Origin of the sequence: Streptomyces lavendulae subsp. lavendulae, assembly GCF_002803845.1 — a bacterium.
GTDB classification, from domain to species: Bacteria; Actinomycetota; Actinomycetes; order Streptomycetales; family Streptomycetaceae; genus Streptomyces; species Streptomyces lavendulae.
In genome coordinates this window covers 5,074,874-5,094,302 of sequence record NZ_CP024985.1, presented here as the reverse complement: position 1 = coordinate 5,094,302, position 19,429 = coordinate 5,074,874, and the positions used below count along the sequence as shown (strand labels likewise).

At 72.6% G+C, this 19,429-nt stretch carries 16 protein-coding genes and 1 tRNA gene; 9 read left to right on the top strand and 8 right to left on the bottom strand.

All coding sequences use genetic code 11. The annotated features are described in order from the left end of the window. Window positions 1-40: 40 nt before the first annotated feature. The 3 genes from SLAV_RS22600 to hutU are packed head-to-tail and all read right to left on the bottom strand — an operon-like array spanning window position 41 to window position 4,307. Window positions 41-1,381: a formimidoylglutamate deiminase gene (locus SLAV_RS22600; RefSeq protein WP_030231785.1), complete on the bottom strand. Its 1,341-nt coding sequence runs from the start codon at window positions 1,379-1,381 to the stop codon at window positions 41-43. Further along, window positions 1,372-2,646 carry an allantoate amidohydrolase gene (locus tag SLAV_RS22595; protein ID WP_388098553.1) on the bottom strand — a complete coding sequence of 425 codons (1,275 nt, stop codon included), beginning with the start codon at window positions 2,644-2,646 and terminating at the stop codon, window positions 1,372-1,374. The genes SLAV_RS22600 and SLAV_RS22595 overlap by 10 nt, the downstream gene beginning before the upstream one ends. Further along, window positions 2,646-4,307 (bottom strand): urocanate hydratase, encoded by a 1,662-nt coding sequence (gene hutU, locus SLAV_RS22590; RefSeq protein WP_030231790.1) that lies wholly within the window; start codon window positions 4,305-4,307, stop codon window positions 2,646-2,648. Before hutU ends, SLAV_RS22595 begins: the two co-directional genes overlap by 1 nt. A gap of 104 nt (window positions 4,308-4,411) precedes the next feature. On the opposite strand from hutU, the gene SLAV_RS22585 reads away from it, so the two are divergent. Beyond that, window positions 4,412-5,767 (top strand): type III PLP-dependent enzyme domain-containing protein, encoded by a 1,356-nt coding sequence (locus SLAV_RS22585; protein ID WP_030231796.1) that lies wholly within the window; start codon window positions 4,412-4,414, stop codon window positions 5,765-5,767. 283 nt (window positions 5,768-6,050) lie between these two features. Further along, window positions 6,051-6,866: an alpha/beta hydrolase gene (locus SLAV_RS22580; RefSeq protein WP_037687589.1), complete on the top strand. Its 816-nt coding sequence runs from the start codon at window positions 6,051-6,053 to the stop codon at window positions 6,864-6,866. Between the two features lie 24 nt (window positions 6,867-6,890). On the opposite strand, the gene SLAV_RS22575 is transcribed toward SLAV_RS22580, so the two are convergent. Next, on the bottom strand, window positions 6,891-7,733 hold the full coding sequence (locus tag SLAV_RS22575; RefSeq protein WP_030231799.1) for a MurR/RpiR family transcriptional regulator: 843 nt from the start codon (window positions 7,731-7,733) through the stop codon (window positions 6,891-6,893). A 148-nt stretch (window positions 7,734-7,881) separates the two neighbouring features. Here SLAV_RS22575 and SLAV_RS22570 point away from each other — a divergent pair, with 148 nt between their 5' ends. After that, window positions 7,882-8,274, top strand: coding sequence for a hypothetical protein (locus SLAV_RS22570; protein WP_030231808.1), 393 nt, complete (start codon window positions 7,882-7,884; stop codon window positions 8,272-8,274). A gap of 317 nt (window positions 8,275-8,591) precedes the next feature. On the opposite strand, the gene SLAV_RS22565 is transcribed toward SLAV_RS22570, so the two are convergent. Further along, window positions 8,592-9,974, bottom strand: coding sequence for a cystathionine beta-synthase (locus tag SLAV_RS22565; protein ID WP_030231811.1), 1,383 nt, complete (start codon window positions 9,972-9,974; stop codon window positions 8,592-8,594). Window positions 9,975-10,105: 131 nt separating this feature from the next. Here SLAV_RS22565 and SLAV_RS22560 point away from each other — a divergent pair, with 131 nt between their 5' ends. The 3 genes from SLAV_RS22560 (at window position 10,106) to SLAV_RS22550 (ending at window position 13,666) form a co-directional block, all read left to right on the top strand. After that, window positions 10,106-11,122 (top strand): SGNH/GDSL hydrolase family protein, encoded by a 1,017-nt coding sequence (locus SLAV_RS22560; protein ID WP_030231813.1) that lies wholly within the window; start codon window positions 10,106-10,108, stop codon window positions 11,120-11,122. Window positions 11,123-11,266: 144 nt separating this feature from the next. Further along, entirely contained in the window at window positions 11,267-12,487 is a 1,221-nt protein-coding gene (locus SLAV_RS22555; protein WP_030231814.1) for an acetyl-CoA C-acetyltransferase, read from the top strand. A 375-nt stretch (window positions 12,488-12,862) separates the two neighbouring features. Beyond that, window positions 12,863-13,666, top strand: a complete 804-nt coding sequence (locus tag SLAV_RS22550; protein ID WP_030231818.1) for a hypothetical protein — start codon at window positions 12,863-12,865, stop codon at window positions 13,664-13,666. Here the strand turns inward: SLAV_RS22550 and SLAV_RS22545 are convergent. Further along, a complete protein-coding gene (locus SLAV_RS22545; RefSeq protein WP_030231821.1) occupies window positions 13,650-13,997 on the bottom strand; it encodes a hypothetical protein in 348 nt (115 codons plus the stop codon). The genes SLAV_RS22550 and SLAV_RS22545 overlap by 17 nt on opposite strands. Before the next feature lie 101 nt (window positions 13,998-14,098). Between SLAV_RS22545 and SLAV_RS22540 the strand changes: the two genes are divergently transcribed. Then, entirely contained in the window at window positions 14,099-14,329 is a 231-nt protein-coding gene (locus SLAV_RS22540; RefSeq protein WP_030231822.1) for a DUF4287 domain-containing protein, read from the top strand. Window positions 14,330-14,444: 115 nt separating this feature from the next. Here the strand turns inward: SLAV_RS22540 and SLAV_RS22535 are convergent, their stop codons facing one another. Together SLAV_RS22535 and SLAV_RS22530 are read right to left on the bottom strand one after the other, a co-directional pair. Further along, on the bottom strand, window positions 14,445-15,299 hold the full coding sequence (locus SLAV_RS22535) for a Bax inhibitor-1/YccA family protein (RefSeq protein WP_030231825.1): 855 nt from the start codon (window positions 15,297-15,299) through the stop codon (window positions 14,445-14,447). Window positions 15,300-15,435: 136 nt separating this feature from the next. Beyond that, a tRNA-Leu gene (locus SLAV_RS22530) sits at window positions 15,436-15,517 on the bottom strand. 465 nt (window positions 15,518-15,982) lie between these two features. Here SLAV_RS22530 and SLAV_RS22520 point away from each other — a divergent pair. Further along, window positions 15,983-16,750: an ABC transporter ATP-binding protein gene (locus SLAV_RS22520; protein WP_030231828.1), complete on the top strand. Its 768-nt coding sequence runs from the start codon at window positions 15,983-15,985 to the stop codon at window positions 16,748-16,750. A gap of 67 nt (window positions 16,751-16,817) precedes the next feature. Beyond that, on the top strand, window positions 16,818-19,361 hold the full coding sequence (locus tag SLAV_RS22515) for an ABC transporter permease (RefSeq protein WP_030231830.1): 2,544 nt from the start codon (window positions 16,818-16,820) through the stop codon (window positions 19,359-19,361). Window positions 19,362-19,429: the final 68 nt, after the last annotated feature.

The following is a 19,429-nucleotide window of genomic DNA, read 5'->3' as shown; positions in this document are numbered from 1 at the left end:
CCCGGTTTCGGGAAGGGGCGGGGTGGGGGAGTTGCAGGCGTCAGCCCCGGACGGCGGCGATCGCGGAAGCCAGGGCGCCGGCCACGTCCCCGACCAGGGTATGGACTCCGTCGCGGACCACGTGCCGGCCGCCCACCACCGTGTGGCGTACGTCGGCGGCCGAGGCGGCGAAGACGGCCGTCTCGGCGCCGAGGCGGGGCAGCGGCCCGGCGGTGCGGACGGTGTCCAGGGCGATGGTCGTGAAGTCCGCGAGGGCCCCGGTCTCCAGGCGTCCCGCGTCCGGGCGGCCCAGGGCGGCGTGGCCGTCGGCGGTGGCGGCCGTCAGGAGGGCGTTCGCCGTCCAGTGCCCGCGCGTACGGCTGCGCAGCCGCTCGTCGAGCTCCATCGCCCGGGCCTCCTCCAGCAGGTCGATCACCGCGTGGCTGTCGCTGCCCAGGGACAGCGGGCTGCCCGCGCGCTGGAGCCGGCCGGCCGGGCCGATGCCGTCGGCGAGGTCGCGTTCGGTGGTCGGGCACATGCAGGTGCCGGTGGTGGTGCCGCCGAGCAGGGCGATGTCCTCGTCCGTCAGGTGCGTGTTGTGGACGCCGGTGGTGCGCGGGCCCAGGACGCCGTGGTCGGCGAGCAGCTGCGTCGGGGTGCGGCCGTGCGCCGCGAGGCAGGCGTCGTTCTCCGCCGTCTGCTCGGACAGGTGCACGTGCAGCGGGGCCCGCCGCTCCTGCGCCCAGGCCGCGACGGTGGCCAGCTGGTCGGCCGGGACGGCGCGTACGGAGTGGACCGCCGCTCCGATCAGCGCGTGCTCGCGGGGCTTGAGGGCGGAGACCCGCTCGGCCCAGGCCTCGGCGGTGCCGTCGGAGAAGCGCAGCTGGTGCGGGTTGGGCGCTTCGCCGAAGCCTGCGGCCAGGTAGGCGGTGTCGAGGAGGGTGATGCGGATGCCGGCCGCCGCGGCCGCCTCGATCAGCGCCTCGCCCATCGCGTTGGGGTCGGCGTACGGGGTGCCGCCGGGGGCGTGGTGGACGTAGTGGAACTCGCCGACGTCGGTGATGCCGGCCAGCGCCATCTCCGCGTACACGGCCCGGGCGAGGGCGAAGTAGTTCTCGGGGGTGAGGTTCTGGGCGACGCCGTACATGACCTCGCGCCAGGTCCAGAAGGTGCCGGAACCGACCTGGACGACGGAGCGCAGCGCCCGGTGGAAGGCGTGGGAGTGCGCGTTGGCCAGGCCGGGGACGGTGAGCCCGCGCAGCACCTCGGCCCCGGGCGGCGGGGCGTCCACCCCGGTGCGCAGCTCGGCGATGCGGCCGTCGTCGCCCACGCCGAGGGCGACGCCCGGCTCGACGTGGGTGCCGAGCCAGGCGTGCTCCAGCCAGTACGTCTTCAGCGGCATGCCAGGCCTTCCAGTACGTCGGCGAGGGCGAGGACGCCGGCCACGCAGTCGTCCTCGGCGGCGAACTCCCGCGGGGAGTGGGAGACCCCGGTGGGGTTGCGCACGAACAGCATCGCGGTCGGGACGGCGGCGGAGAGGATTCCGGCGTCGTGTCCCGCCCCGGTGCCGAGGACGGGGACGCTCCCGCCCAGGATCCGGTTGAGCTCGTCGCGCAGGGCGTGCTCGAACTCCACGACCGGGGTGAAGGACTCGCGGACGACGGCCAGGTCGATGCCGTCCCGGTCGGCGTGCTCGCGGGCGGCCTTCTCGACGGCGGTGACGACCGTGTCGAGGGTGGCCTGGTCGGCGGCCCGGGAGTCGAGCCAGCCGCGGACGAGGGAGGGGATGGCGTTGACCCCGTTGGGTTCGACGGAGATCTTCCCGAAGGTGGCGACGGCCCCGGCGAGGGCCGCCTCCTGGCGGGCGGCGAGCACGGTCGCCGCGTACGTCAGCATCGGGTCGCGGCGGTCCACGAGGCGGGTGGTGCCCGCGTGGTTGGCCTCGCCGTGGAAGTCGAACCGCCAGCGGCCGTGCGGCCAGATCGCGGAGGCGATGCCGACGCGGTCCCCGGACAGGTCGAGGGCGCGGCCCTGTTCGACGTGGAGTTCGACGAAGGCGCCGATGCGGGCGAGGCGTTCGGGGTCGGCTCCGATGGTCTCGGGGTCGTACCCGGCCCGCTCCATCGCCTCGGGCAGGCTGACGCCGTCGCCGTCGCGGAGCTCGTACGCCTTCTCCTTGGTCAGCTGTCCGGCGGCGAGCCGGGAGCCGACGCAGGCCAGGCCGAAGCGGGCGCCTTCCTCGTCGCCGAAGTTGGTGATGGCCAGCGGCCGGGAGAACGCGGCGCCGCGGGAGCGGAGCTCGTCCAGGGCCGCGAAGGAGGACACCACTCCGAGGGGGCCGTCGAAGGCGCCGCCGTCCGGGACGGAGTCCAGGTGGGAGCCGGTGACGACGGCGTCGCCCGCGAGGGGGTCGCCCAGCCAGGCCCACTGGTTGCCGTTGCGGTCCACCTCGTAGGTGAGTCCGCGGGACTCGGCCTGGGCCCGGAACCAGGCGCGGCAGTCGGCGTCGGCTCCGGTCCAGGCGTAGCGGCGGTACCCGCCGCTGTCCGCGTGGCGGCCGATGGGCGCGAGCTCGTTCCACAGGGTGTGGAACGAACCGGCGCCGCCCCGGGCCGCCGCCGCGGGTGCGGCGGCGGACCGGGGGGCGGGTGCCTCGGGGGTGGGGATCACGCGTCGCCCTCGCGCATCGGGACGCGCACGCCCCGCTCGTCCGCGACGGACTCGGCGATGTCGTAGCCGGCGTCGACGTGACGGATGACGCCCATGCCGGGGTCGTTGGTCAGGACGCGGCGGATCTTCTCGCCGGCGAGCTTCGTGCCGTCGGCGACGGTGACCTGGCCCGCGTGGATCGAGCGGCCCATGCCGACGCCGCCGCCGTGGTGGATGGAGACCCAGGAGGCGCCGGAGGCGACGTTGACCATGGCGTTGAGCAGCGGCCAGTCGGCGATCGCGTCGGAGCCGTCGAGCATGGCCTCGGTCTCGCGGTACGGGGAGGCGACCGAGCCGCAGTCGAGGTGGTCGCGGCCGATGGCCAGCGGGGCGGCCAGGGTGCCGTCGGCCACCATCTCGTTGAAGCGCTCGCCGGCCTTGTCGCGCTCGCCGTAGCCGAGCCAGCAGATGCGCGCGGGCAGGCCCTGGAAGTGGACGCGCTCGCCGGCCATCTTGATCCAGCGGTGCAGGGACTCGTTCTCGGGGAAGAGCTCCAGCATCGCCTTGTCGGTCTTGTGGATGTCCGAGGCCTCGCCGGACAGCGCCGCCCAGCGGAAGGGGCCCTTGCCCTCGCAGAACAGGGGGCGGATGTAGGCGGGGACGAAGCCGGGGAAGGCGAACGCGCGGTCGTAGCCGGCCAGCTGGGCCTCGCCGCGGATGGAGTTGCCGTAGTCGAAGACCTCGGAGCCGGCGTCCATGAAGCCGACCATGGCCTCGACGTGCTTGGCCATGGACTCGCGGGCGCGGGTGGTGAAGCCCGCCGGGTCCTTGGCGGCGTAGGCGGCCATGTCGTCGAAGTCGACGCCGACGGGGAGGTAGGCGAGCGGGTCGTGGGCGGAGGTCTGGTCCGTCACGATGTCGATCGGGGCGCCCTCGGCCAGCATCTGCGGGAGCAGCTCGGCGGCGTTGCCGAGGAGGCCGATGGAGAGCGGCTTACGGGCGTCGCGGGCCTCGACGGCCAGCTGGAGGGCGTGGCGCAGGTTGTCGGCCTTGACGTCCAGGTAGCGGTGCTCGATGCGGCGCTCGATGGCGCGCGGGTCGACGTCGATGCAGATCGCGACGCCGTCGTTCATCGTCACGGCCAGCGGCTGGGCACCGCCCATGCCGCCGAGGCCGGCGGTGAGGGTGATGGTGCCGGCGAGGGTCCCGTTGAACTTCTTGGCGGCGACGGCCGCGAAGGTCTCGTAGGTGCCCTGGAGGATGCCCTGCGTGCCGATGTAGATCCAGGACCCGGCGGTCATCTGGCCGTACATGGTCAGGCCCAGGTGCTCCAGGCGGCGGAACTCCTCCCAGTTGGCCCAGTCGCCGACCAGGTTGGAGTTGGCGAGCAGGACGCGCGGCGCCCACTCGTGGGTCTGCATCACGCCGACCGGGCGGCCGGACTGGACCAGCATGGTCTCGTCCTGCTTCAGGGTCCGCAGCGTGCGCACCATCGCGTCGTACGAGCGCCAGTCGCGCGCGGCCTTGCCGGTGCCGCCGTAGACGACCAGCTTGTCGGGGTGCTCCGCGACCTCGGGGTCGAGGTTGTTCTGCAGCATGCGCAGGGCGGCCTCCTGCTGCCATCCCAGGGTGCTGAGCTCGGTGCCTCGCGCGGCCCGTACGGGGCGGGGTCCTGACATGGCGGTGCCTCCTCCGATGTTGGTCAATCTATTCACATCCTCTCCGGATGAATAGATCCAGTCAACAGCTGCGGCGGGGTCGGCCGGATGATGGGATGGCGTACATGGCCGCCCCGACACCCGCACGGACGCCCCTCCCGGACCCCGCCACCCTTCGTGACCTGGCCGTACGGGCCGCGGTGGAGCAGGGACTGCTGGACCGCGAGCCCGTGACCTGCCTCCTCGACGTGGCCGGGATCCGCGCCCGCGCCGCGTCCCTGACCGCCGCCTTCGACGCCGCCGCGGCACCCGGGACACCCGTCCTGCACACCTTCGCGGTGAAGGCCGCCCCCCTGGTCCCGGTCCTGCGGCTGCTCGCGGACGCCGGTGTCGGCTGCGAGGTGGCCAGCCCCGGCGAGCTCGCGCTGGCCCGGGCGGCCGGGGTCCCGGCGGAGCGCACGGTGCTGGACTCCCCCGCCAAGACGGAGGCCGAACTGCGCGAGGCGCTGGCCCTGGGCATCGCCGTCAACGCCGACAACGCCCAGGAACTGGAACGGCTCGACGCGCTGATGGCCGCCGGCCCGCCCACCCGGTCCCCGATCGGGCTGCGGATCAACCCGCAGACCGGCGCCGGCACCATCGACGCCCTGTCCACGGCCACCGCCACCTCGAAGTTCGGCTTCGCGCTGCGCGACCCCGGCGCCCGGGAGCGGCTGGTGCGCGCCTTCCTCGACCGGCCCTGGCTGACCCGCCTGCACACCCACTCGGGCTCGCAGGGGGTGCCCCTGGCCCTGATCGCTCAAGGGGTCCGGGAGGTCCACGCACTGGCCGAGGAGGTCAACGCGGCGGCCGGGCGGCGCCGGATCGACACCCTCGACATCGGCGGGGGCCTGCCGGTGGACTTCGCCTCCGACGAACACGCCCCCACCTACGCCGCGTACGTCACGGCCCTGCGCGCAGCCGTCCCCGCCCTCTTCGACGGCTCGTACGGCCTGGTCACCGAGTTCGGCCGGTCGCTGCTGGCCAAGCAGGGCCTGATCCTGGCCCGGGTCGAGTACACGAAGGAGACCGGGGGCCGCCCCATCGCCGTGACCCACGCCGGGGTGCAGCTGGCGACGCGCACCGTGTACGCCCCGGCGTCCTGGCCGCTGCGGATCCTCGCCTACGACGCCAAGGGCGAGCCGCGCACCGGCCCCCCGGTGGCCCAGGACGTCGCAGGCCCGGCCTGCTTCGCGGGGGACCTGCTCGCCACCGCCCGGGAGCTGCCCCGGCTGCGGCCCGGGGACGTGATCGCCGTCCCGGACACCGGCGCGTACTTCTTCACCGCCCACTACGGCTACAACAGCCTCCCGCGCCCGTCCGTCCACGGCTTCACGGCCACCCCGCGGGGCGGGATCCGCTTCGCCCCGGCCCGCCCGGCGCAGACCCTCGCGGACCTCGTCACGGAGGCGGGGGGCGCGTTCCGCGACGCGCTGCTGTGAGCCGGGCCCCGGGCCGCGGCCCGGGGGCGCACGAGGGCGCGAACGGGCGGTGGCGGCCCCGATGGGGTGGAATGGTGGGGTCCGCACGAGACCGGGGCGTACTCCGCGGCCCGCACGCGCCCGCGTACGCCGACGCGCGACGCGCGACGCGCCACGCCGGTGCCGGATGGCGGTGCCGCACGCCGGTGCCGGACGCCGACGTCGCACGCCGGTGCCGGACGGCCCGCCCTCGCAACCCCCGCGGCCCCGGGCCGCCGGGGCCGCCGCCCCCGAGGAGGCCACCATGGCCGCCCGTCCCACCCCCGTGGTCTTCATCCACGGCCTGTGGCTCCACTCCACCAGCTGGGAAGGCTGGGCCGACGTCTTCCGCGACGCCGGTTACGAACCCGTCCTGCCCGAGTGGCCCGGCGTCCCGCCGACGGTCGCCGAGGCCCGCCTGCGCGGGGACGACCAGGCCGGCGTCGGCCTCACGGAGATCGCCGACGCCCACGCCCGGGTCATCAGGGAGCTCGACGCCCCGCCCGTCCTCGTGGGGCACTCCGTCGGCGGTTTCATCGCCCAGCACCTGCTCGGCGAGGGCCTGGGCGCGGCGGCCGTCGCGATCTGCCCCGGCCAGATCAGGGGCGTCAAGGCCATCGGCCCCGCCCAGGCCAGGTCGACGTTCGCGTTCCTGAGCAACCCCGCCAACACCCGGCGGGCCGTCTCCCTCAGCCCCGAGCAGTTCCGCTACGCCTTCGCCAACGCCGTCCCGGAGCACGAGTCGGACGAGCTGTACGAGAAGTGGACGATCCCCAGTCCCGCCCGGCCGCTGTTCCAGCTGGCCCTCGGCAACTTCACCCCACACTCACCGGCCCGGGTCGACACCGCCAACCGGACCCGCGGGCCGCTGCTGCTGCTCTCCGGCAAGCTCGACCACACCGTCCCCGACATCCTGACCCGCGCCACGCTCAAGCGGTACCGGCACTCCGCCGCGATCACCGAGTACCGGCGCTTCGACGACCGCGGTCACTCCCTGATCGTCGACCACGGCTGGCCCGAACTCGCCGACGCCTCCCTCACCTGGCTGCGCCGGACCACGTCCCTGGCCGCCGCGAGCTGACCGGACCCGGCGGACCCGCCGGGCTCACTCCACGAACAGCCCGCGCGCCACGGCCCGCGCGTCGAAGGACTCCAGCCGCGCCTGCGCGTCGGGCAGCGCGTCCGCCATGGCCTCCAGCAGCACCCGGCCCAGCAGCATCGGCGCGCACGCCGTGTCGAAGGCGAGCCCGGTGCCGACCGGAGCCGGGATCAGCAGGTCGGAGTGACGGGCGACGGGCGCGAACGCCGAGTCGGCGACCGTCACCGTCGTCAGCCCGGACGCCCGCGCGTGCTCCAGCGCCTCCACCACCTCCCGGGGGTGGCGGGGCAGCGCGAAGCACAGCAGCGCCGAGGCCCCGGCGGCGGCCGCCGCGTCGATCCGGTCGGCGAGCATGGAGCCGCCCTCGTCGAGGAGCCGTACGTCGGGATGCACCTTCGCCGCGAAGTACGCGAACCCGCGCGCCTGCGAGGACGCCGCCCGCAGCCCCAGCACCGGCAGCGGCGCCGACCCGGCGAGCAGCCGGCCCGCCTCCTCGACCGGCGCCGGATCCGCGAGCATCGCCGACAGCCGCCGCAGGTTCTCGATCTCGCCCTGGACGGCCTGCTGGTACTCGTTGTACGAGTCCTCCCGCACGGGCTCCGGCCGCCCGGCGGGCGCCACCTCGCGCAGGTGGCGGCGCAGGGCCGGGTACCCGTCGAAGCCCAGCGCCACCGCGAAGCGGGTCACCGACGGCTGGCTCACCCCGGCCAGCTCGGCGAGCTCCACGCTCGACAGGAAGGGCACCTCCGCGGCGCCGCGCACCATGCAGTGCGCGATCCGCCGCTGGGTCGGCGTCAGCCGGTGCCCCTCGAACAGCTTCTGCAGCCGTGCGGCCGGGCTGTCGCTCATCGCCGTCCCCTCCGTCCCGTCCCCGGTGAGATATTCAGTCACGGTGCACTCTGCATCGGGTTATGCAGGACGGCAAGCCGCGCCCGCGATCCGGGATACGGGGGCTACCCCCAGTGCCGGGGGCTCCGCCGGTTCCTACGGTGGGCGCATGACCGCTTCAGCCCACTCTCCCCAGGCCCAGGAGCTCAAGAAGGAGCTCGCCGCGACCCTCGACGCCCGGCGGGAGCTGGGGCCGGAGTACGAGGCCGCCCTGGTGGACTCCTTCGTCGAGAAGGTCGACACCCTGGTGCGGCGCCGCCTCGCCGAGGAGCGGCTGCGGACGGCGCGCGGCGGTCCCGGGGACGCGGACTCGGCGGTGGCCGCCTTCGGGGAACGCTTCGGCTTCGCCGTCGTGACCCTGGTCCTCGCGATCCCGCTCTCCGCGATCGGTGCGGCCCAGGCGGGCATCGGCGGCCTGCTGGTGGCCTGGGCCGGCATCTGCGGGGTCAACCTCGCCCACACCGGGCGGCTCCGCCGGACCACCGCGGACCCCCTGGCCTGACCCACTTCCGGCGACCCCCGGGAAGCCCCGGACCGAAACAGCCCAAGAATTACAGCGGGGACCGCCGCACCCCCGGTTGCCCGGGGGGCGGGACGACGGCGGTCCCCGCGAGGGACACGGGCCGGGTCAGGGCCGTCCGCGTCCTTGACGTCCACGCGGTCCGGGAGCCGCTCCGGAGGTGCGCCGACGCCGTTCGTGGTGCCGGCGGGGTTCCCGGGTGTCCGGGGTTCCCTGCCGACGACCACCACTGTGCCGGAGCCGTGTTAAGCCGGTGCTGCCGTCACGTGTCGGGCCCGTACCGTTTGCGCGACGTGTGGCTACTTCGCGCCCTTGGCGAGGAACGCCAGGAGGTCCTGGCGGCTGACGACGCCGGTGGGCTTGCCCTCGACGAGCACGATCGCCGCGTCGGCCTCGCCCAGCACCGCCATCAGCTCGGACACGGGCTCGCCGGAGCCGACCTGCGGCAGCGGCGCGCTCATGTGCTTCTCCAGCGGGTCCCCGAGGGAGGCCCGCTGCGCGAACAGCGCGGCGAGGAGTTCCTTCTCCACGACCGAGCCGATGACCTCGGCGGCCATCACGTCGGGGTGGCCGGCGCCGGGCTTGACGATCGGCATCTGCGAGACGCCGTACTCGCGCAGGACCTCGATGGCCTGGCCGACGGTCTCCTCGGGGTGCATGTGCACGAGGGAGGGGATGCCGCCCTCCTTGTCGGCGAGGACGTCGCCGATGCGCGCCGCCGGGCCCGCGTCCTCCAGGAAGCCGTGACCGGCCATCCACTCGTCGCTGAAGATCTTGCTGAGGTAGCCGCGGCCGCTGTCGGGCAGCAGGACGACGACGACGTCGTCGGGGCCGAGGCCCTCGGCGGCGCGCAGCGCGGCGACGACGGCCATGCCGCAGGAGCCGCCGACGAGCAGGCCCTCCTCCTTCGCCAGCCGGCGGGTCATCTGGAAGGAGTCCTTGTCGGACACCGCGATGATCTCGTCGGTGACGTTCTGGTCGTAGGCGGTCGGCCAGAAGTCCTCGCCGACGCCCTCGACGAGGTACGGGCGGCCGGAGCCGCCGGAGTAGACGGAACCCTCGGGGTCGGCGCCGATGACCTTGACCTTGCCGCCGGACACCTCCTTCAGGTAGTTGCCGGTGCCGGAGATCGTGCCGCCGGTGCCGACGCCCGCGACGAAGTGGGTGATCTTCCCGTCCGTCTGGTCCCACAGCTCGGGGCCGGTGGTCTCGTAGTGCGAACGGGGGTTGTTCGGGTTGCTGTACTGGTCGGGCTTCCAGGCGCCGGGCTCGCGCGCGAGGCGGTCGGAGACGTTGTAGTACGAGTCCGGGTGTTCCGGGTCGACGGCGGTCGGGCAGACCACGACCTCGGCTCCGTACGCGCGCATCACGTTGATCTTGTCCTGGGACACCTTGTCAGGGCAGACGAAGATGCACTTGTAGCCCTTCTGCTGGGCCACGATGGCGAGTCCGACGCCGGTGTTGCCGCTGGTCGGCTCCACGATGGTGCCACCGGGCTTGAGGGCACCGCTCTGCTCGGCGGCCTCGATCATCCGGACGGCGATCCGGTCCTTCACGGATCCACCGGGATTGAAGTACTCGACCTTGGCAAGGACGGTGGCCTGCAGGCCTTCGGTCACACGGTTGAGCTTCACCAGCGGGGTGTTGCCGACGAGGCTGATCATCGAGTCGTGGAATTGCACCATGTTCTCCAGGGAGGGGACTCCACGGGTTCTCCGGGAGGTTTGGCCAGAGTATGCGGAAAGGGATTGGCCGACCGGCCGTACGGGGCAGGAAGGTCAACGAGGCAGGACAGGAAGCGAGGGCCTGAAGGGTGTCCAGGGCGAGAACGGCCCGCCGGATCGCGGCGGGGGCAGCGTACGGCGGGGGCGGACTCGGACTGGTGGGGGTCGCCGCGGTGGGGCTCGTACTGGCCGAGGTGCAGTTCGCGAAGCGGACGGTGGGCACCGGGCTGCCGGATCCGCCGCGCGCCGACGGGCTGTACGGGAGCGAGTTCTCCGGGCCCGAGCTGAGCCCCGGTCCGCTGCGGATGGGCATGCTGGGCGACTCGACGGCGGCCGGGCTGGGCGTGCGCCGGGCCCGCCAGACCCCGGGGGCGCTGCTGGCGTCCGGGCTGGCGGCGGTGGCGGAGCGGCCGGTGGAGCTGCGCAACGTGGCGCTGTCCGGGGCCAAGTCGGACGACCTGGACCGCCAGGTGGGCCTGCTGCTGGACGGGGACGCCCCGCCGCCGGACGTCTGCGTGATCATGATCGGGGCGAACGACGTGACGCGGCGGATGCCGTTGACGCAGTCGGTCCGGTTCCTGACGGGGGCGGTGCGCAGGCTGCGGCTCGCGGGCGCCGAGGTCGTGGTCGGCACCTGCCCGGACCTGGGCACGATCGAGCCGGTGTACCAGCCGCTGCGGTGGATGGCCCGGCGGGTCTCGCGCCAGCTGGCCGCGGCGCAGACCATCGGCGTGGTGGCACTGGGGGCCCGCACGATCTCGATGGGGGACCTGCTGGGGCCGGAGTTCGCGGCGAACCCGAGGGAGATGTTCGGCCCGGACTCGTACCACCCCTCGGCGGAGGGGTACGCGACCGCGGCGATGGCGATACTGCCGACGCTGTGCGCGGCGCTGGGCCTGTGGCCGGGCTCGGACCGGCTGGACGTCTCGCGGGACGAGGACATGCTGCCGGTGGCCAAGGCGGCGTCGGCGGCGGCCGGGGAGGCGGGCACGGAGGTCACCGCGGCCCGGGGGCCGTGGGCCCTCCTCAAACACCGCCGCCGCCGGCGCGTCCCCGCCGAGGACCTCCCGGACCCGGCTCCCCCGCAGCCCGCACGGGGCGCCTGAGCCGAAGGGGCGCCGGCATCGGCGCCCCGGAGGCGAAGCCGCCCCAAAAAGAGGGAGGCGTCACATGTCCAGGCCGGTGACCTCGACCGTACGGAGCGGTAACTTCGCATGCGGTCCCGCAACGACGCACCCCTTGGAGTCCCGATGCCCGAAGCCGTCATCGTTTCCACCGCCCGCTCTCCCATCGGGCGCGCCGGCAAGGGGTCCCTCAAGGACGTGCGGCCGGACGACCTGACCGCGACGATCATCCAGGCCGCCCTCGCCAAGATCCCCGAGCTGGACCCGCGCGAGATCGACGACCTGATGCTCGGCTGCGGTCTCCCCGGCGGCGAGCAGGGCCACAACCTGGGCCGCATCGTGGCGGTGCAGATGGGCATGGACTTCCTGCCCGGCACCACGATCACCCGTTACTGTTCCTCCTCGCTCCAGACCTCCCGCATGGCGCTGCACGCCATCAAGGCGGGCGAGGGCGACGTCTTCATCTCCGCGGGCGTCGAGATGGTCTCCCGCTTCGCCAAGGGCTCCTCGGACGGCCTGCCGGACACCCACAACCCGCTGTTCGCCGACGCCGAGGCCCGTACGGCCGCCGTCGCGCAGAGCGAGGGCTCCTCCTGGCACGACCCGCGCGAGGACGGTCTGATCCCGGACGCGTACATCGCGATGGGGCAGACCGCCGAGAACCTGGCCCGCCTCAAGGGCGTGACCCGTCAGGACATGGACGAGTTCGGCGTCCGCTCCCAGAACCTGGCCGAGGAGGCCATCAAGAACGGCTTCTGGGCCCGCGAGATCACCCCGGTCACCACGCCGGACGGCACGGTCGTCTCGACCGACGACGGCCCGCGCGCCGGCGTGACCATGGAGGGCGTCTCGGGCCTGAAGCCCGTCTTCCGTCCCGACGGCCTGATCACGGCCGCCAACTGCTGCCCGCTGAACGACGGCGCCGCGGCGCTGGTCATCATGAGCGACACCAAGGCGCGGGAGCTGGGCCTGACCCCGCTGGCGCGGATCGTGTCCACCGGCGTCACGGGCCTCTCCCCGGAGATCATGGGCCTCGGCCCGGTCGAGGCGTCCAAGCAGGCCCTGAAGCGGGCCGGGCTGACCGTCGGCGACATCGACCTGTTCGAGATCAACGAGGCCTTCGCGGCCCAGGTCATCCCCTCCTACCGGGACCTGGGGATCCCCCTGGAGAAGCTGAACGTCAACGGCGGCGCCATCGCCGTCGGTCACCCGTTCGGGATGACCGGCGCCCGCATCACCGGCACTCTGATCAACAGCCTGCAGTTCCACGACAAGCAGTTCGGTCTGGAGACGATGTGCGTGGGCGGCGGCCAGGGCATGGCCATGGTCATCGAGCGGCTGAGCTGAGCGCGTCCACGAGCGGCTGAGCCGATGTCGGCCGTACCGGTCCCGGACCGCCGCCGGCCGTAGCGGAGGGTGAGGGTTCGGTACGGCCCCAGCGCGGGCCCCCAGGCCCCGCAAGGGATCCTCTAGATCCATGCGCTGTACTGACGTCGAATCTAATCCGGTCGCGGCCGACCTGTGACCGAATCTCCCCCAGGATGTGACCTTTGTCCTGGGGGATCGGTATTTGCCCAGGTCAGACGCTATCCCCCCGAGGCCGCCAGGCCGAAAGACCTGTCCAATTCATGACGTAATGCACTGCACGCCATTCCCAGCACAGGACAAGCTGATGTAGGAAGTCGGGGGATCGAATCAATCAGGAGTTAGTCAGTGAGCGCCATGTCTCTTGCCCTGCTGCTGACCACGGCCGCTGCCACGGCCGTGGGCGCTGCTGCGCTGCACGCCGTCCACGGACTGCGCAAGCAGGTCACGGCCCTGCGCGGTGAGCTGACGGTGTCGGCACACCCGTGTGCCGTGACCGTCCCCCACGCCCGCACGGCCGGGGCCTCCCCCGCCGCGGAGATACGAGCCGCCGTGGCCGAGGCACTCGCCGAGGAGCGCGAGCGCGAGCTGGCCGAGGCGCGGGCCTTCTGGGCCGCGCAGGAGGCCCGCGACGCCGCCGACGCCCCCTCGCTGCTGGGCGGCCTGCCCGGCCTCGGCGAGGACGGCCCGGTCTTCCTGCCCCGGCAGGCGGACATGGTCGGCCTGGAGCCGGTCCTGGGCGACGACCTCGCCGACGAGTACCCGGAGGATTCGGCCGAACTGGCCGCGGCCCGCCGGCGCCACCCGTCGCACCCCGACTTCGTCCCGGTCCAGTCGCACCCGGGCGCCGACCACGAGCGCACGGTCAACCGCCTGGAGGAGCTCGCGGAGGCCCGTACGGCCCTCGCGGACGTCCGTCCGGGCCCCCTGGGCACCCTGGACGTGTACGTCTTCACGGACGGCACCACGCTGTGCATGACCCCGGGCCACCGGGAGACGGCGGAGCGCCTCGCGGAGGCCCTGCGTTCGGGCACGGCGCCCGTCCTGCTCGGCGGCTCGGGCATCTCCGGCGCCTACGCGCTGACCTTCTCCTGCGGTGACTCCGAGGACCCCGACAGCAACGTCTACATCCTCGCGGACCGCGTCATCGCATCGCTCTGACTTCCGCCCGCTCCACCAGCGCCACGGCCTCGTCCAGCATCTCGGACGGGGCCTTCGCGTTCTCCCCGTCCCGCAGCGCGCCCAGCGCCACGGCGAGGTCCAGCCCGGCCACCGCCACCTGGTCCCCCACGACGAAGACGCCCGCGTCCGGCACGAGCCGCTCCGGAGCCCGTCCCGAGGGGTCCTCCAGCCGCTGCGCCCGCAGGGCGAGCTCCCGGGCCAGGTCGAGCGCCTCGGCGGCGGCCCCGCGCTGGAGGCGGCTCTGCGGGGCGGCCCGCAGCCGGTCGGCGAAACGTTCCACGGCGTCCGTCAGGGGCGAAGTATCAAGCACGCGGCCGACCCTACGCGCCGCCACGGCACCATTGCCAATGGGCGAACTCTCCGGCACGGTGACGTGAAGGGAACAGCACGGCGAGACCCCCGGAGGCGCCCATGTCCGTAGAGTTCTCCGAGCAGACCCACCGCAACATGATCGACAGAATCCACCGGACCACCGGTCGTGAGATCTCCGACTGGCTCCGCACCGTCGACGAGGGGCCCTCCCTCCACCGGTTCGAGGAGAAGGTCAGCTGGCTGCGCGGCGCGCACGAACTCTCGTACGGCCAGGCCAAGGCGATCATCCACGAGTACGACCTGCGCAGAGCCGCACGCCGGTTCGGCTGAGTCCGTCCACCTCCACCTCCTCCACCACACGCGGGAAGGCCCCGCGAGCGGTCCGCTCGCGGGGCCTTCCCCGTGCTGTGCCGTGCCCGTGGCGCGGTGCCTGCGGGCGGTCCGGCTAGTCGTCGCCGGAGAGGATCTGGAAGAGGCGCAGCAGCTCCAGGTAGATCCACACCAGGGTCAGGGTGAGGCCGAAGGCCGCCAGCCAGGACTCCTCGCGCGGGGCGCCGTAGGTCACGCCGTCCTCGACCTGCTTGAAGTCCATGGCGAGGAAGCAGGCGCCGAGGACGACGCCGAGGAGACCGAAGACGATGCCGAGGCCGCCGCTGCGGAAGCCGAGGCCGTCACCGCCGCCGAACACGGCGAACAGGGTGTTCGCCAGCATCAGCAGGACGAAGCCGAGGGCCGCGGCCATCACGAAGCCGGTGAAGCGGCGGGTGACGCGGATCCAGCGCATCTTGTACGCGAAGAGCACCGCGGCGAAGACGCACATCGTGCCGAGCACGGCCTGGACGACCACGCCGGGGCTGATGTAGGTGCTGGTCACCATGCTGATGACGCCGAGGAAGACGCCCTCGAAGGCCGCGTAGCCCAGGATCAGCGCGGGGGACGGCTTGCGCTTGAAGTTCTGGATCATCGCGAGGACGAACGCGACGAGCGCCGCGCCGACGGCGAAGCCGTACGACTTGTTGACGTTCGCCGGGTCGACGGGAAGCGTGATCCAGGCCAGCGTCGCCGTCACGATCAGGGTGCCGAGCGTCATGGCCGTACGGCTCACGACGTCGTCGATCGTCATGGCGTTGCCGCGGACCGGCGCCGCCGGCATGCCGGTCGTCGGGTCGGTGGCGTAAGGATTCGTCGCGTACGGGTTGGTCGCGGTCCCGGCCTGCGCGTGCTGCGCCTCGAAGCCCGCGTAGCCGCCGTTGTCGCGGCTGAACCCCCGTCGCGAGAAGACCGGGTTGCTGCTCCTCATCTCACTCCTCCTTGGCCACCGTGCGCAGCCTTGCCACAAGAGTAATGTGCTCGCAAAGAAAGCACCCTACTGCTGGAGGAGGATCTTAGAAGAGGACGCGGCGGAGCGCCGCGAATAACGGGGACGGCTGCGGAAGTGCCCGGAGCCGGACTCGAACCGGCACGGCCCGAGGGCCAGCGAGGTTTAAGCTCGCCGTGTCTGCATTCCACCATCCGGGCAAGGCGCAGCGGGCCCCCGTGGAAAAGCCTTGAACGCTGTGGCGAGCCTATCCGGATCCCTCTGTCGACCAGACGGCCTTCTATCCGATGTTGTCTGATTTTATTGGTGATTGAGGGAGCGTCAGGGTCGATAAGTCACGGTCGGCACCGTTCCGGGCAACGCTCTCGCCCGCCCCGGGAATGACGTAATTTCGCTGCCCCGCGCCACCCCGTCCGCCACCCCGGGCCACCCCCTGACCACGCCCCCGACCGCGCCCCCGGGTACGCCCCCGCCCGCGCCCCCGACCCGGCCGGCCCTCAGGGGTGCCGTCATACCAGAGGAGGAGGCGCGGGCGCTCGCGGTCAGACTCCAGTGGGCCGGAGAACGGGCACCGCGGCTGATCCCCGGCGCCGTCGCCGCGGTGAGGATGGAAGGGTCCCACCCCCACCGCAGCAGCCGCTCGACAGGAGTCCTCCGTGACCGCCATGAACTACGCCCCGCACCACACCTCCCAGGCAGTGGCCGCCCGCGCCACCCAGCTCTCGAAGGTGTACGGCCAGGGCGAAACCCAGGTGGTCGCGCTGAACAACGTCTCCGTCGACTTCGCGCAGGGTCAGTTCACCGCGATCATGGGCCCGTCCGGCTCCGGCAAGTCCACCCTGATGCACTGCGTCGCCGGGCTGGACACCTTCTCCGGCGGCTCGGTCCGCATCGGCGACACCGAGCTCGGCTCCCTCAAGGACAAGCAGCTGACCCAGCTGCGCCGGGACAAGATCGGCTTCATCTTCCAGGCGTTCAACCTGCTGCCGACCCTGACCGCCCTGGAAAACATCACCCTCCCGATGGACATCGCCGGCCGCAAGCCCGACCGCCAGTGGCTGGACACCGTGATCGCCATGGTCGGTCTCTCCGAGCGCCTCTCCCACCGCCCCACGCAGCTCTCCGGCGGCCAGCAGCAGCGCGTGGCGGTCGCCCGCGCCCTGGCCTCCCGCCCCGAGATCATCTTCGGCGACGAGCCCACCGGAAACCTCGACTCCCGCTCCGGTGCCGAGGTCCTCGGCTTCCTGCGCAACTCGGTCCGCGAGCTCGGCCAGACCGTCGTGATGGTCACCCACGACCCGGTCGCCGCCTCCTACGCGGACCGCGTCATCTTCCTCGCCGACGGCGCCATCGTCGACGAGATGCGCGAGCCCACCGCCGACGGCGTGCTCGACCGGATGAAGGCCTTCGACGCCAAGGGCCGTACCAGCTGAAGCGGGGCCGCCCGGCGGCTCCCCACAGCCCTCCGCACAGACTTCCAGCCCCAGGACTGAGATCCCCATGTTCCGTACCGCCCTGCGCAACGTCCTCGCGCACAAGGCCCGGCTGCTGATGACGGTGCTCGCCGTCACCCTCGGCGTCGCGTTCGTCTCCGGCACCCTCGTGTTCACCGACACGCTCAGCAAGGCCATGTCCAACCAGTCCGCGAAGTCCTACGAGGGCGTCGCGGTCTCCGTCACCGACTACGGCCGCGCCCGCGGCGAGGACGGCCAGAAGCAGGGCGACCCCGGCATCGGCCAGCAGACCCTCGACAAGGTCAAGGCCGTCAAGGGGGTCGACACGGTCTCCGGCCGCGTCCAGGGCTTCGCTGGCGTCGGCGACCGCAGCGGCAAGCTGATCGGCAGCGGCTGGGCCAACGCCGGTGCCAACTTCGCCCCCGTCAAGGACGGCAAGGACCCGCGCTACACCTTCACGGAGGGCTCCGGACCGGTCAAGGACGACCAGATCGCCCTCGACAAGGACAGCGCCGCCAAGGGCGAGTACCAGGTCGGCGACAAGGTCCGCGTCGCCACCAACGGCCCGGTCAGGGAGTTCACCCTCACCGGCGTCTTCACCACCGAGGACGGCGCCGTCAACGCGGGCGGCAGCCTCGTCCTCTTCGACACCAAGGTCGCCCAGGAGCTCTACCTCCAGCCCGGCTTCTACCGCGAGCTCTCCATCTCCGCCAAGGCCGGCACCACCGCCGACCAGATCCTCGCCGACGTCAAGCCGCTGCTCTCCAAGACCGCCGAGGCCAAGACCGGCGCCGCGCTGGCCGCCGAGCAGGCCAAGGACATCGAGCGGGCCATGTCCGGCATGAGCACCGGCCTGCTGATCTTCGCCGGGGTCTCCCTCTTCGTCGGCATCTTCCTGATCTACAACACCTTCACCATGCTGGTCGCCCAGCGCACCAAGGAGCTGGCGCTGCTGCGCGCCGTCGGCGCCAACCGCGGCCAGGTCAAGCGCTCGGTCCTGGCCGAGGCCGGGGTCGTCGGCCTCGTCTCCTCCGTCATCGGCCTGGCCTGCGGCATCGGCCTCGCGGTCGCCATGCGCTCCGCGATGGAGCTCTTCGACGCCAAGATCCCGGCCGGTTCGCTGATCATCGCCCCGGCGACCGTCCTCGTCGCCCTGGTCATCGGCGTCCTCGTGACCATGCTGGCCGCCTGGCTGCCCGCCCGCCGGACCGCCAAGATCGCCCCGGTCGCCGCCATGGGCAGCGTCCACCTGCCCGCCACCATGAAGTCCCTGGTGCTGCGCAACATCATCGGCAGCGTCCTGGCCGTCATCGGCATCGGCGTGGTCCTGCTCGGCGCCGGCCAGAAGAGCGACGGCCGCACCACCATCGCCGCCGGCGCGTTCTTCCTGATCATCGGCCTGTTCGTACTGCTGCCGATGCTGTCGCGCCCGGTCATCGCCGCGGTCCGCCCGCTGCTGGAGAAGGTGTTCGGCGTCTCCGGCAAGCTGGCCGCGCAGAACGCGGTCCGCAACCCGCGCCGCACCGCCGTCACCGCCGCGTCGCTGACCATCGGCCTCACCCTGGTCACCGCGATGTCGGTCATCGGCATCACCGTCGGCCAGGCCGTCGACCGGCTCAGCACCCAGAACATCAAGGCCGACTACCGGGTCACCATGGCCGGCGAGGGCATGAACCTCGACAAGTCCGTGCTCCCCGCCCTGGAGAAGGGCAAGGGCGTCACCGCCGTCTCCCCGAAGACGATGGAGATCGTCCGGATCGGCGGCGACTCCCGGACCGTGAGCGGCGTCAACCCGGCCGCCCTCGACGCGGTGCTGAACGTGAAGACCACCGCCGGTGACCTGGCCTCCCTCGGCCAGGGCAAGCTGATGGTCTCCGCCAAGGAGGCGCAGAAGCGGGGCCTGTCGGTCGGCTCCACCGTCGACGCCCAGTACGACGACGGAGAGAAGGGCAAGCTCCAGGTCGGCGCCCTGTTCGACGGCAAGGACCAGCTGGAGGACTACGTCCTCGACAACAGGATCCTGGCCGCGCACAACGAGTCCCAGTACCTGCCCGAGGTGCTCGTCAAGGTCTCCGGCGGCACCTCCGCCGCGGGCCAGCAGGCCGTCGTCGACGCCCTCGGCAAGAACCCGGCCATCAAGGTCTCCGACAAGGCCGCCATGCGCAACGAGATGGCCGGCATGATCAACACGTCCCTGAACATCATGTACGGCCTGCTCGGCATGGCGCTGATCATCGCGGTCCTCGGCGTGATCAACACCCTCGCGATGTCGGTCTACGAGCGCCAGCAGGAGATCGGCATGCTGCGGGCGGTCGGTCTCGACCGCGGCCGGGTCAAGAACATGATCCGCCTGGAGGCCGTGGTCATCTCGCTCTTCGGCGCGGTCCTCGGCATCGGCGTCGGCGTCTTCCTCGCCTGGGCCGGCGGCCGGACCATCGCGGGCTCCGTCCCGGGCTACGAGCTGGTGATCCCCTTCGACCGGATCGGGATCTTCTTCCTCCTCGCCGGACTGGTCGGCGTCCTGGCCGCCATGTGGCCGGCCCGCAGCGCCGCCCGGCTGAACATGCTGACCGCCATCAAGACCGAGTAGCGGGGGCGGCTCACGCGCGAAGGGCCCCGGGGGCATGCCCCCGGGGCCCTTCGGCGTCCGGTCCTCCG